This is a genomic window from Moorena sp. SIO3I6 (assembly GCF_010672095.1).
On the sequence record NZ_JAAHHU010000147.1, the window covers coordinates 1 to 13,218 of the forward strand.

Below are 13,218 nucleotides of genomic sequence, written 5' to 3' on the forward strand. Positions count from 1 at the left end.
TAGTTGCGGGTTAGATTCCCCTGATCAGGTAAGTCTGCTGGTGTTGAAGCGGCTTACTTTCGATTGCGCGATGATTTGCCTCTAGCTTGGCATAGCTTCGGGAATATTAGCTGTTTGGTGCAAACATTTTACAGAAAATTTATCTACGGTATGGTTAGTGGTAAGCTATTTTACTGAACTAGCTAATAACCCTATGTGATAGAGCCAAACTGCTTGCTGCTGTCTGGCAAACAAGAAAAGGGCAGAAAACAAAGTTAACTGCCCTATTTTAATTAGGGCTTACGCAATTTAGCCATCGACACACGACATGTAGGTTTTAGAGGGTAACTATAAAACTACATGTAGAGTTCATCCGCAAGCCCTATTTAAGCAAAGCGTTCAAGTTTTCTTGAACAAAAACAATTTATTATGAAAAGCCAAGAAGATCAACCTCTTACCCTGGTACAACTCAGGGAAAATGCCAATCTGACTCAAATGAAATTAGCTATTGCTGTTGGTGTCAGCATTACGACGATTAGTGACTGGGAAAATGGCAAAGCCGAACCACGCTTAAAGCACGTCAGGCTCCTGGTTGAAATACTGGGTTGTTCTTTCGAGGACCTTTCTCAAGCCTTTGAGCAAGCAAAACGTCGTTCGTAAAGCGATGCAGGGTGGTAAAAGGGAGCCAGTGCGGTCAAAGGGAGCCAGTGCGGTCTTGGAGGTCCCCCAAGACCCCGCTGTATCTCTACTCCCTACTCCCTACTCCCTACTCCCATTAACCCAGGACTTTCTACCTCACCCAATTGAGAACTGCTATATATAAACATAAGCGTGAAAATGAACCATTAACCCAATTGATATCTCAGCTGAAAGTTAATTTCCCCAAAGGTCTAATGATTCAACGCTTAGGAGCATTATCAAAAGCACGAGCGATCGCATTCCAGGCTAACTTGGGCTTGAAATCTGCATCCAGAGGTAGAGGTCGCACTGGGGCACCATCTGAGCGGGGATGGAAGCTACTTAAGTATGTGTAGCGATCGCTAAATCCCCAGGTCACTACTGCAATCACTGCTGGCTCATCAAGTACCACAGACAGATAATCTTCATAAGCTTGAGCCACCATGCGATCGCGTACAGTCACATCCTTTGGTAAATTGTCATCTCTGACATCTAGTTCAGTAATCAAGATTTTAAAACCCATACTCGCCACATCCCGGAGAAATTTCCGCAGGCTTTGGGGGTTAATCCGTTTATTCCCTCGCAAGTGAGCCTGGATTCCCAAGGCATGACAGGGGGTTCCCTGAGACTTCAACCCCTCTAGTAGCTTCAAGACAGCCCTACGCTTGGCTTGCTCATCACTCGAATCATAACTCAGTCCATACTCGTTGTAGAGTAACATTGCCTTGGGGTCAGCAACAGCCGCAATGCGAAAGGCTAGGTCAATGTATTTCGGACCTAAAAATTTTAACCATGGCGTTTTGCGTAAACCATCTGCCCGTCCTTGGAAGGTAGCGATCGCTTCATTAACAACATCCCAGGAGTGCATTTGTCCAGCATAACGCCCAGCCACTGTCTTAATATGTCTAACCAAGAACTGTTGAGCGTTTTGGCGATTTACTGTCTCCTCAAACCAAGGGGGTAACGAGATGTGCCAAACTAGGGTATGTCCCCGAAACAGCAATCTATGAGTCTGGGCAAAGTCTGCCATCCAATCCCCAACGGTAAAGTCAAACTGATGGGGGTGAGGGCACAGGGGAGGGGAAGAAGGAGTAGAAATAAACCACTTGAGTCCCCATCCGGGAACCAGCATGGCACACTCTTGAGCAAAACGGGTGGCTAAGGCTGGGTTTGAGGATAAGTCTGGGAATCGACTCTCGGCTCCATAAATTAATCCTTTTGCCGCCGCACGCTCTTTTAAAGAAGCTCCTTGAGCTACTGCAAAGTCTCGCTTCGGGTCATCAATAGCTTGAATTTGGTGACTATGTATCATAGATTGACACCTTGTCAGAGGGCCTACACTGGCTAAGCTACCTAAACCCAGTAATAATTCACGTCGTCCAATCATTAACTTGTTTTTACTCCTAGAAACCATCACGTAATATGCTTAGCTTTAATTATTTCAGCCATTTATCCCTGAGGGGGTGACAAAATAGCAGAAAAAGCTTATTTGGGAAAAAATGCCGGTATTTCTGGTAAAAAAATATCGGTTTAGTTATCTCAATAAGACCAATAAAAATGATCAGCTTACCGTAAGCATATGCGCTACTTGAGGTGCTACTTGAGGTGTCAAAGGCCACGCTACGGGAATAGCCACGCTACTTGAGGTGCTTTCAGCTTATGCTTACGGTTTTAAACCCATTTTTTTTCCCCCAAAAAACTAATTGATGTAGTGAGGTAGCGCACGAATTGTGCAGGCATCAATAAATTGATGATTCTGGTTCAGCTATTGCAATTTCTTCCTTCTTTTTCTGGAGTAGCTGGCAATTTCATTGTAGGCATTAATCGTTTGATTGGCTAGTTCTTGCCAATCAAACGCCTCTAGAGGAGCTTGTTCTGGACGGGGAGTGTTTAATGCCCAATCTAAAGCTTTTTCAATGTCATAATCAGTAATTTCTCCTGTATAGGTATAGACCCATTCTTCACCAACTTGCTCTTGAACTTCAGGGAGAGCGCCAATTTTAGGAACTAATATGGGTCGGTTAAAAGAGAGGGCTAAGAAAGCACTACCAGAGTTTAAAATCTCGCGGTAGGGCAAAATAACTAAGTCAGCAGCACTGAAGTACCATTGCATATGGTCTTGGGGTATGAAATCTAGGTTGATTCGCACTCGTTGATCTAGGGCGGATTCCCTTTCAATTTCTGCTGCTAATTCAGTAAATTCTGGACTACCCACAATGTAGAGTATGGCTTCTGAGTCAAACAACTTTCGGAAAACTCGAATCAATTGAGGAGCATTTTTGTAAGGTCTAATTCTGCCAAACAAAAGCAATACTTTCGCCGAATTGGTAATTCCTAGGTAATTGCGAGCTTCTTGAGAACTGACTTGATTCGGATACTGCCCTCGGTAGTGACCATGGGGTACTACAAAACCTGGAATATTCTTTAACTGAGGGAAGCGCTCTTGGGCAGCTTTCATCCCAGTTTTGCTAAGGTTAATGTAACCATCCAACTGTCTTGTAAAGACTTTCCAGAACCAAGCCTCTAGTTGCGGGTAAAGCTGTTCATGAGAGGCTAAGTTGTGTACTGTCCAGACAATTTTTGTTCCCCGCCAGCGAGCCAAAATCATCAAGAATAATAGAGCTAATGTTTTTGCGATCGCTCTGAAGAAGTTAGGTTCATTTAAGTTTCGTTCTGGCCAGTGCCGATGCCAGATAGAATAATGATTTATCAGCAATTTTTTAGGAGAAAACTCATGGACATCAACCCCCAAAGTAGCCAGGTGGGTGTAAACTAGCCAGGTATAAGGGTTTTTGTCACGATCTTTAAAGGCTGGTTGAGCAATAATTTTCATATTTCACCTACTCCATTGAGCTTTGGTTAACTTTAGAGCTGCCGTTACTTTCACGCTACTACCTAAACCTTGAAATCCAGGACCAGTCAAGGTGTCTACCGCAAACTACTTCATAGCTTTAAAAAAACGTAAACATTCTCAGGTTTCTAGTGACCAGAATTGATCAGACTGATAAAACGGTAGATCGAAGAGTTTAACATAATTACGCACAACCTCGACTTCAGATTGGGTCATCGTTTGTTTCCATTTATTTATTTGTTGGTTGCTTATACGTACCTTGGAATAACGACCAGGTATATTGTTAGTTGAACTCTGGAGTACATGCTTTTCTACCCGCCTATTCCATGGCAATTCAAACTGCTCAAATAGCTGTTTGAACTTACCAATAGGGTCTAAGCATAAGTCCTCATAAAAGACCAATAACCATTCAGGATTTCGAGACAATGCATCGGCTACAACACGATGTCTTGCTGCCCAGATAGCTGCAAATATTTCTATTGGCGTTTTTGCTGCCTCTATCACTGAGCGGTAGGGTTCGAGATGATCTTCAAATAAGCTAGATTGATGTAATAAAGTATCTCGCGAAAGCTCAGCAGGAGTTTCTTTGTTAATTTCTGATAATACGGTAGGGCAAGGATGTCGAACAATTACCAATAGTTTGGGATTGTAGCGCTTGAAAACCCACTCGATGGACATCAGAGATGCTACATCTTTCACGATGATTTGATAATTAGGCAGTGCTCTAGCCCAAAAACCTCGGTACCAACCGCCTCCAAAAGGTAGACCTTTGAAGACATTATCAAAAGCATTTTCAAGCAAGTCATCTCGCTCACCAGGTCGTGTATATTGGAACCATGTGTCCATGTTACCTTTTCCAGTAATAGCTGGATTACATGGCTCGTAGTAGTATATAGCACGATTTGCGGTGGACAATGTTTTCCCGACCCAACTGGTACCGCTGCGACCATGACCTAAAATCAAAATTGGGCGTTTGCCAACTTGCCAGTGATTCAAAAACCACGAGGTAAGATAGTAGCTGGTCTTAGTAATTAAACGTTGTTTTCTCATTTATATTTTACTGAATTTACATTTAATATTTTTATTGATGGTAAATCAAACAAAACAATTAATTAGGGGTGTATTTTTTTAAATATAACCATCAAAATTATCTAAAACTATGCTAACTAAAATTTAATCAACACTAAACACTAAAATAGTATGAAAAATATCAAAATTTAGCTATATCAAGATTTAGATCGAGCTAACTGGTTATACTTTGAAAGTGAAACCAGAGAATCTATTTCCGAAATCACGCCTTCTATTGCTTTAGAACCAAACAATTCCTCAAGCACACCTGGATTAACATTATCCCTGACAGGATGGGACAAAAATCGGATAATTGCTTCTGCAAAGGATGACTTATCCACAGCAATTTCAAAGTAGTGATGAACCTCTTCTGGTAGACCTGCTATTCCCTGTGGTGTGGAAACAATCGCTCTACCAGAAACCAGCATTTCTAGGGACTTTATACTAACGCCACTCCCAGCGGAAACTGGATTAATGAGAACCCGCCCCGACTTGTATACTTCTGCAGAAGACACTGGATTTATTTTCAGATCAACTTCTGGAGTTTCCTCACATAGCTGCCTAACGTGCTGGACAGGATTTGAACCCGCTATTAAAACAGTAAATGTTGGTAACGCCAAACGTATTATAGGCATAACTTGGGTAATAAACCAGATTATTCCCGCTACATTGTTGTCCGAAAAGAGGTTACCCAAAAAAACGATATCATAGACAGGATGGGTGCTTAGTTTATCTCTGGATATTGCTTCCCTATTCTCTTCAGTAAACTCAATCAGAGGTGCTAAGTAGCGACCATTTTTCAATCCTTGACTTCTCCAAAAATTTAGGTCATCTAGGGATATATCGTAAAATAAAGTACTCTTTTTTAGTAAATTTGTTTCATAATTTGCCAAGTTAGACAATGATAAATATCGTTTGAACTTGTTGAACCCTTTGGCAGACGCAAGTTTTCGCTTATAGTACAAATGCTCGATATTGTGAGAGCGAATAACCAGCAGCCGATTCAAGTGTTGACTTAACTGACTTGCTACTTCTCCACCGTGAATACCATCTAGGAAGATGACATCAGGATTAAACGCAGCCACATCAGACAGTAATAGCTTGAATTCTTTACCTCTGACAATTCTAGATGTCACTTCCAAAGGATACTTGAGTAAGTCAATTATCCGCCGAATAAAAGAGCCGAGTGTCCTTGGAAACTTTATCAAAAAAACTTGCTTGGCATACTTCCTAATTTCCAGGACTTCCTCTGGTTTTGGAGTATGGCTACACCAGCAGATAACTTGTAGCTCAGTCCCTAAATTAGAGAAAGCTTTTATCCTTCGCCACATGTCTAATCGCGCCCCATGGATGGGCGGATAGGGAATATCATGGCATACTAATGTAATCTTCATAATACGGCTACTCTTACTCTCAGTTGTTTGCTGCTATAGAATTAATCATGATAATTATCAGCACTGACTTGTAATTATTCAATAACCTAGATGTTCCATAAATTAGGCAGATTTAAAATGTATAATATCACTATATTATCAATAATAGTTATCCAAAGTTACTACAATTTCCTACTTTATATTGACTAGATATATCTAGAACACTATTTAAATACAGCTTAATTTTTTAAGCAATATCAAACGCTTTGAGTAGTTCAGATTTTTGAAAAGATATGAATCGTAAATCTGTCGGCAATATCCCCCTTTGTATTCATCGGATCAATATAATAGTCAGGGGTTGGAAGCGATGCAGCGCGGTCTTGGGGAGGCAGCGCGGTCTTGGGGGTCTCCCCCATGAGCGACTGCCGTGGTTTCCACGGGGCTTACAAGGTGCGGACGCAGGTTCCGCACACAGCCCCTCCCCATGAGCGACTGCATCAAGAATTGAGGAATTTTGGTGATGCTAGTCATACACTATAAATACTGTAGGGTCACTGGACGAACTACTTGATCAAGAGGAGTAGGCAAAGTCTTGTAGACTAAGTATTTACCTAACTCCTACCTGCCATAGTAGGGCGGTCTAGTTGATCACTGGCTATCTTTGATTCCTTACGAGATTTGTCAAAAGTACGAGCAATAGCATTTCACCCAGACTTTAGTTAAAAGTCCGAGGTAGGAATTAAAAGCAAGCCAACGTGCTGATTGGCTTTGCCAGAGACTTATTGCTAGCTCTAGTTGATTCTAAGAGAATATCCGTAAAAATTATGTAAAGCTTTATTAAAGAAAGTGAAATTTCATCCTAAGTAACAGCAAATTTTTTGTAAAAATCAGCCAAGGTCATGGGTAATGGTGATCCGATTACCGATTACCCATGACCAATTACCCATGAGCAATTACCCATGAGCAATTACCTAACAATCTTAGGTTACATCCCTCTTAGAGAAAGGGGATAAAGATTAATGTTCCGATTCTTGAAGGCGCTTGCTTCTAGTCACCTCTTGCCGATATAAGACAAACACTAATAGCCATAAGCTGAGCATCCTCAAGGAATCTGAGGTTAAACTTGACCAGGCAGCTCCCTTCCATGAATACAGAGGAATTAACCAAAGGTTTAACGAAAAGTTCAACAGAGCTGCCGTTACTTGTATGCTACTACGCAACCCTTGAAATCCAGCACCAGTCAGGGTGTCCGCCGCAAAAAACTGCATGGCTTTAAAAAACGGTATCGGTGCTAACCAACGTAAGGCATTGACTACCTCCCTATAGTCATCACCTATAATGTAGGGTACCATTGGAGCGGAGATAAACAACCCGATACCAGCAGCTATTCCGTACATACCAGCAATTGGTGATAGACGCTTGGCCAGATTGAGACTTCCCTGGATGCCAGCGGCTCCCTTCTGAAAAAACTTGGCATAGGAAGCCGCTAACAGAGATTGTACAGGGACAAATGCCACATCAATTAAACGGTATGCAGCAGCATATATACCTGTAGCTTGTAATGTAGAAAGACGCGCTAGCATGGTTTTATCTACATTGTTGTTAACCGTTTCAGCACAAAGGTTGAGAGAAAAGTAGAATCCCTGAAGCATCTCCGGCTTGATCTTTGATATTGCCAATTTAGGAGTTCCTAACATCCGATGTACCATCAGAAATCCAACCCCAGCTGCTATTGCTGTACTAGCCAGATATAAAGCTCCCCAAACTACAATATCTGATGTCTGAAAGAAGCTGACAAAACAAAGTGTTGCCACTAAGTTTTTTAGACTGAGTAAAAAATGAATCTGGGCGGTGTGCTTAAGCTGACTGACCGCGATAAATGCCTGACCAGCGGTGGCTAAAATTTTCAAAAAGAGTAAGTCAGACAAAAATACCAAAAATATTAGCAGGGGCGACGTTTCTTTAGGTAAAATAGCTGGAGCTATAAGCATAACTAAGGCAATTAGCACCAAACTAGAGGTAAAAATCATCAACAGCGCATTGCCCCAGTATTCCTTGAATAAGGCTCGGTTTCTAGAAACATTTTTAATTAAAACATCTCCACTCCCCCAGGTGGCGAAAGGGGATATAATCGCCGCTAAAGCCGTCAAACTAGCAAACAGACCATACTGTTGAGCACCGAGGGTACGAGCAATCATCACGAAGTAGGCGGCTTGGACAATCATCTTCAGAAATTTAGCCAATAGCATCCACAAGGTGTTACGTACTAGGGATTTCTGAAATATGCCAATGAGCCTGGATTTGAGGGATTGAAAATTCATATCAAGTAATTTGGAGCATACCTTTTCGCTGCCAGGATTATCTGCCAAGTTGGTAACTGATCGAAAATTATCTCTGATTACCCAGACTAAGAAGACAATCAGGGAATTGGTATGACTTATACCAAGTTGCCATCAAAGATATTACTATAAAAGTTAGCATCATAATACCTCTGAAGGCAACTTATATATTATCTGATTTATTCCTGCTTAGATGGCTAATTTTTCATTATCCTCACCCTTAGGCTGACTAGCTGCTTAATCCCACTAATTCTTTGCTATACCATGCCGATATCTCCCGCCCCAATAATTTGAATAGCTTTTGATTGTCATTGGCATAGATGGTGTAGAGTTTTTGAATCGCTGATGGACTGGGGCGAAGCTTTTGGTGTTGTAAGGGTAAGCGCTGATCAACACGATTGATCAACCCACGCATAAATGGGAAACGGGTTCCCAGATAACGAGCAATTGGTGAACTAGTGCTTTGATGGACTTTCTTAGACTTTTTACTAAAATCAAAGGAAGAATCTATGTCAAGGAATTCACAAACTTTTTTCATAGAATCCTCTGAGTTTTGAGCAATGTCTTCTTCAAAGACTAGAATTAGCATTTGCTTAGGATCGAAGTATTCATAGTAGGCTTGCAGTTGGCGATAATATCGTCCCATATCGATGATGCCATAGCGCTCAACTAGGGGTTGTTTATCACCAATTAATAGGTCATCAAGGTCATAATTTAGAGATATAGCTCCATTTTTGATAAAGTGATTTATAGCAGCAATGGCTCGTTCAACTGGATTTATTAGGACTACAATAAGTTTGGCTTCAGGCAATGTCTCGTAGATTAGTCGATGGGAATAGGAAATTTCTTCGAGAGGGTCATAGTAGACTTTACCCTGGGCATCAGGCAATGGTTCGATCCATAAGTAATTAGGAGTTTTTTCTCCAATTGCTTTTTTCCCATTAACATCAGCAAAATGTTTTTTATACCATTCAATACCTTGATTGAGATTATACCTCTTATTAAAGTAATGAATCTCATTTGCAGGTATAAATACCTCAGGATGTTCCCTGAGATTATGGGCTAACCAGGTAGTTCCAGCCTTTTGGGCTCCAATGATTAAAAAGTTCGGTAAAGTCACTAACAACTCTCTCGTCATATGGCACTGCTATTTCGCCATTAATTCTACCTATATAAAAATCGACAAAACAATTGACTATATTGCTGATTATCCTAAGTAAGTTTGCTGATCAGCACTACGCAAATCTAGGGATTAATACGGATTATTTTCCCTAGCCAGAGCATAATTTGAGCACGAGAGTCTGAACTAATTAGCTAATAATAAATTACTTTTTTGTTATTATGAATAACCAGATAATACCAAGAATTTAAGGGGTGCATCTCACTTTTGCAAAAATACCAAAATCATGATATGATTGGAAATAAACTATTTTTAAAAATTACTAAAAATTATGAACTTGAGTCCGGAAGAAAAGCAAGAGCTAAAAGAACATTTAAAAGCTGTCGCTCAACTTTTATATCGCCACACACCCCCAGTAAATAAGCAAAGATTTGAGGATCTAGAAACAACCTTAAGAGACTATATCCAAGAAGAAGTTCCCCCAGAGATAGCTAAATTTTTTTTTCAGAAGTCAGTCAAGTTAAAATTGGCAGACCTCGAAGAATAAAAACGATATTAGGAGAGGTAGAAATCACTGATAAACAGGCGGATTATTTTGAGCTAAAGCCTCATAGTCGATTGAGTCCAAAACTGGAAAAAAATGCTCTGATAATTTGTGCAAATGAATCCTATAAGAGAGCTGAGGAAGATTTATGGGCAATGACGGGAATCAAAATTTCACATAGTACGTTACAGAGATTAGTTCAAAAGCAAGATTTAGACTTGCCAGAATCTAGATTAGGAATACAAGAAGTAAGCTTAGATGGAGGAAAAATCAGGTTACGTACAGAAGAAAAGGGTAAGCCCTGTGAATGGAAAGATTATAAAGCAGTGTGTTTGAATGGAACATATATAGGAGCATTTTTTCAAGAAAATCAAGTTTTAATAGATTGGGTAAATAGTCAAAAACTTCTCAATCCGTTTTTTTGTACAGGTGATGGTCATCAAGGAATTTGGAACTTATTTGAAGACCTGGGAGAACCCGATCAAAGAAGAGAAATATTGGATTGGTATCATCTAAAGGAAAATCTTTATAAAGTGGGAGGTTCATTAACACGTTTAAAAAAAGGCGAAAAGTTACTCTGGTCAGGAAAAGTGGCAGAGAATTTAGAGTTATTTAGGGGCTTAAAAAAGAAAGTAGCACAAAATTTTTGCAACTATATAGAAACTCATAAAAATCGAATAATTAACTATGAATACTATCAGATATAACGAATTAGTTCCCTAGGTTCAGGAGCAATTGAATCGGGCATTAAGCAAATAGGAATGCGAGTTAAACTATCAGGAGCACAATGGAATATTAAAAATGTTAATAAGATTATTTTTTTACGCTGTGCTTACTTAAATGGAATGCTTTATCAATGATGTTTTTACAAAGATGAGATGCACCCGAAATTTAAGCTCTATTTAACATGAGTTAATAGGTCGATTGTTTATACGTCAATATGCGTATCACTTGGCGGATTAGTTTCACTAGCCATAGAATAATTTTAGGACGAGATGCTGAACTAAGCGGCCAATAAATTACTGGTTTTACCATACTATAGGGCATTATCCCTACCCACAGTAACCAATGACTCCAGAGTAGCTTCTTTTTCCAATTAAATTTAGAATATTTCCAGATTGACCAATATCCTTTGTAAGCTAAAACTAAAGGGGAATCAGAAGCAAAAGGATGATGGTGAGGATCTAGTCGTAAAGAAGCGATACGGTGAATCAAATGATTGGAGTCACGAAAGCTCAAATCCGGGCATACGTGATAGCCTAACTCAGTCGCCTTGCGTACTAAATAGTTATACTTGATAAAATCATGGTTGATAGACCGACGAAACCGTTCAATGGGAATGGTTCCCTTAGAAAAAGCCCACAAATTCTTCCCATGTTGTCGGTATGCCCCAAGGGGTTTTTCAATCGATACCACTTGCCCATAAAATGGGTTCAGGGTGACTAGATAGCCGTCAGCAGCTATGGTAAAGTCAGATTCAGGTATAGGAAAAATTTGAGCTAGTGCTGACCGTGCAAAACTATTGCCACTGGTTACAGTACCGCTGTACTTTCCCTTCTCCAACAAAATTGGCCAAACGGTGCCACTATCAAATTTTATGTCTGGAGCTGGAAAGATACCAATGAATTCACTAAGGGCATTGACCAACTCTAAACGATATTGCACCTGGACTACCCCTGGTTTCCAAACGGCGACCACTTCGGACACCGCATTAGGGAATAAGTAATCATCAGCATCTAAAAAAATTACAATCTCCCCACGGCTGACATAAAAACCGGCATTGAGTGCCGATGCTTGCCCACCATTTTTCTTGAGGATAGGAATAATTTTATCACCGTAGCTAGTGATAATCTCCTGAGAGTTGTCAGTGGACTCATCATCCACCACAATGACTTCTGTATTTGGATAAGTCTGACTCAGGCTACTGTCAATTGCTTGAGGTAGAAACTGACCGTAATTGTAGTTGTTGATGACAATGCTGACTAATAACTGAAAGTTTTCGTTCATTTCAATAGGTTTGGTTGTCGCTCTAATGGAATAAGCACCGAAAGAGCTACAGATGTGTAGAGCACCCAAAAGATATTGTTTTGTATCATCACTGACGTCTCAGTGATATTGGCTAACACGGTATAGGTTAAGAACAATAATGGCCAGAGATTCTCTGATGTTTTACTTACACGAAGCCAAGCAATAGCTCTTAGTAAACTAAAACTAAATCCAATTAGGTAGATTGATACTCCCAAGATTCCTAAAGCTAGCCATAGGTCGAGCAAGCCGTTGTGGGCGTTGGGAGCTGGCCACAATACTGCACGCCAGACATAGGCAGATTCACCATTAAAGCCATTCCAGAATGAACCATAGCCATAACCGAGCCACGGCTGTTTATTAATCATGTCCAACACGAAGGGCCATAGCTCTGTACGACCGGTCAAGGTAGCATCCTTACCGATTGCACCTAGCAAAGCGTCTGCATTATCTAACAACCAGATTAAGACGCTGCCTCCGAATGTTGTCATGGCAAATATAGTCGGAATCAGTAGGTCATATCGCCACCGTAACATCCGGTATAGATATAGAGATAGTAACATAATTATAAGACTAACCAGTGCAGTTTTGGAAGTTGTAAATAGTAAAAGAATTACGGAAAAGCCAAACCCCCCCCAGAACAGTAAATTATTTTTTTTGCCCCGAATAGCCAGGAGCAAAAATACAACTGCACTGGGCACCATGACTTTGCCAAGAACATTTTTATGGACGTATATTCCTCGCCAAGTTCCAGCATGAACTCCCCCCATAATCCCGTATTTCGGCAGAGCCACAATAAACATAAAACTGAGCAATACTGCTACTCCGAACGCCCAACCCAGCATTTCTAGCTGTTCTTTGATGGTGTAGCGGCTGGCGAGGTAAACACCAAACAAAGTTGTGCCAATTAGGGCAACAGCACGGTTGATGGTCGTTGTTGGTTCAGAAGACCAGAAAATAGATACTACTGCTATCCCCACCAACAGATTGAGCCACCTATCTTTACTGAGGACATAAAGTACCTTTTTCCACCGTAGTGTTAGGAGGAAAAAGGTAACGAGATAAATTAATACGAACAGCAATCTACTGAGGGAGGAATCAAATTCTTGTATGACATCCCCCTCACTTCTGCCTCCTGATAAAATTACAGTGAGTACTCCTCCTGAATAGAGCACCAAGGAAACAGTAGTGAAAATTGGTTCAAAAAATGCCAACAGTTTTCTCATGAACCCTGGTTTATA

At 40.6% G+C, this 13,218-nt stretch carries 10 protein-coding genes and 1 pseudogene; 3 read left to right on the plus strand and 8 right to left on the minus strand.

The genetic code is table 11. The features are described 5' to 3' along the window. Positions 1-408 precede the first annotated feature (408 nt). Both F6K49_RS28055 and F6K49_RS28060 read left to right on the plus strand, forming a co-directional pair. Positions 409-639 (plus strand): helix-turn-helix transcriptional regulator, encoded by a 231-nt coding sequence (locus F6K49_RS28055; RefSeq protein ID WP_293024917.1) that lies wholly within the window; start codon positions 409-411, stop codon positions 637-639. Further along, positions 614-802 carry a hypothetical protein gene (locus F6K49_RS28060; RefSeq protein WP_293024918.1) on the plus strand — a complete coding sequence of 63 codons (189 nt, stop codon included), beginning with the start codon at positions 614-616 and terminating at the stop codon, positions 800-802. The genes F6K49_RS28055 and F6K49_RS28060 overlap by 26 nt, the downstream gene beginning before the upstream one ends. A 75-nt stretch (positions 803-877) precedes the next feature. Here the strand turns inward: F6K49_RS28060 and F6K49_RS28065 are convergent, their stop codons facing one another. The 6 genes from F6K49_RS28065 to F6K49_RS28090 form a co-directional block, all read right to left on the minus strand. Then, a complete protein-coding gene (locus F6K49_RS28065) occupies positions 878-1,969 on the minus strand; it encodes an endo-1,4-beta-xylanase (protein WP_293024920.1) in 1,092 nt (363 codons plus the stop codon). Positions 1,970-2,422: 453 nt separating this feature from the next. After that, positions 2,423-3,490, minus strand: coding sequence for a glycosyltransferase family 4 protein (locus tag F6K49_RS28070; RefSeq protein WP_293024922.1), 1,068 nt, complete (start codon positions 3,488-3,490; stop codon positions 2,423-2,425). A gap of 138 nt (positions 3,491-3,628) precedes the next feature. Then, positions 3,629-4,558, minus strand: a complete 930-nt coding sequence (locus tag F6K49_RS28075; RefSeq protein ID WP_293024924.1) for a sulfotransferase — start codon at positions 4,556-4,558, stop codon at positions 3,629-3,631. Positions 4,559-4,734: 176 nt separating this feature from the next. Then, complete coding sequence (locus F6K49_RS28080) at positions 4,735-5,970, minus strand: glycosyltransferase (protein WP_293024926.1); 1,236 nt, start codon at positions 5,968-5,970, stop codon at positions 4,735-4,737. Positions 5,971-6,965: 995 nt separating this feature from the next. Then, positions 6,966-8,270 (minus strand): oligosaccharide flippase family protein, encoded by a 1,305-nt coding sequence (locus F6K49_RS28085; RefSeq protein WP_293024928.1) that lies wholly within the window; start codon positions 8,268-8,270, stop codon positions 6,966-6,968. 247 nt (positions 8,271-8,517) lie between these two features. Continuing rightward, positions 8,518-9,408, minus strand: coding sequence for a sulfotransferase domain-containing protein (locus tag F6K49_RS28090; protein WP_293101881.1), 891 nt, complete (start codon positions 9,406-9,408; stop codon positions 8,518-8,520). A gap of 331 nt (positions 9,409-9,739) precedes the next feature. Here F6K49_RS28090 and F6K49_RS28095 point away from each other — a divergent pair. Beyond that, positions 9,740-10,812, plus strand: a pseudogene (locus F6K49_RS28095) (ISKra4 family transposase). 52 nt (positions 10,813-10,864) lie between these two features. Here the strand turns inward: F6K49_RS28095 and F6K49_RS28100 are convergent. Together F6K49_RS28100 and F6K49_RS28105 are read right to left on the minus strand one after the other, a co-directional pair. Continuing rightward, positions 10,865-11,959 (minus strand): glycosyltransferase, encoded by a 1,095-nt coding sequence (locus F6K49_RS28100; RefSeq protein ID WP_293026481.1) that lies wholly within the window; start codon positions 11,957-11,959, stop codon positions 10,865-10,867. Beyond that, positions 11,956-13,218: O-antigen ligase (locus tag F6K49_RS28105; protein WP_293101884.1), on the minus strand; the 1,263-nt coding region annotated here is incomplete at its 5' end. The genes F6K49_RS28105 and F6K49_RS28100, both read right to left, overlap by 4 nt.

Bases quoted from the DNA above. Each gene is read 5' to 3' on its own strand.
- F6K49_RS28075 (WP_293024924.1), bottom strand. From the start codon at position 4,558: ATGAGAAAACAACGTTTAATTACTAAGACCAGCTACTATCTTACCTCG.
- F6K49_RS28070 (WP_293024922.1), bottom strand. From the start codon at position 3,490: ATGAAAATTATTGCTCAACCAGCCTTTAAAGATCGTGACAAAAACCCT.
- F6K49_RS28055 (WP_293024917.1), top strand. From the start codon at position 409: ATGAAAAGCCAAGAAGATCAACCTCTTACCCTGGTACAACTCAGGGAA.
- F6K49_RS28065 (WP_293024920.1), bottom strand. From the start codon at position 1,969: ATGATACATAGTCACCAAATTCAAGCTATTGATGACCCGAAGCGAGAC.
- F6K49_RS28085 (WP_293024928.1), bottom strand. From the start codon at position 8,270: ATGAATTTTCAATCCCTCAAATCCAGGCTCATTGGCATATTTCAGAAA.
- F6K49_RS28100 (WP_293026481.1), bottom strand. From the start codon at position 11,959: ATGAACGAAAACTTTCAGTTATTAGTCAGCATTGTCATCAACAACTAC.
- F6K49_RS28080 (WP_293024926.1), bottom strand. From the start codon at position 5,970: ATGAAGATTACATTAGTATGCCATGATATTCCCTATCCGCCCATCCAT.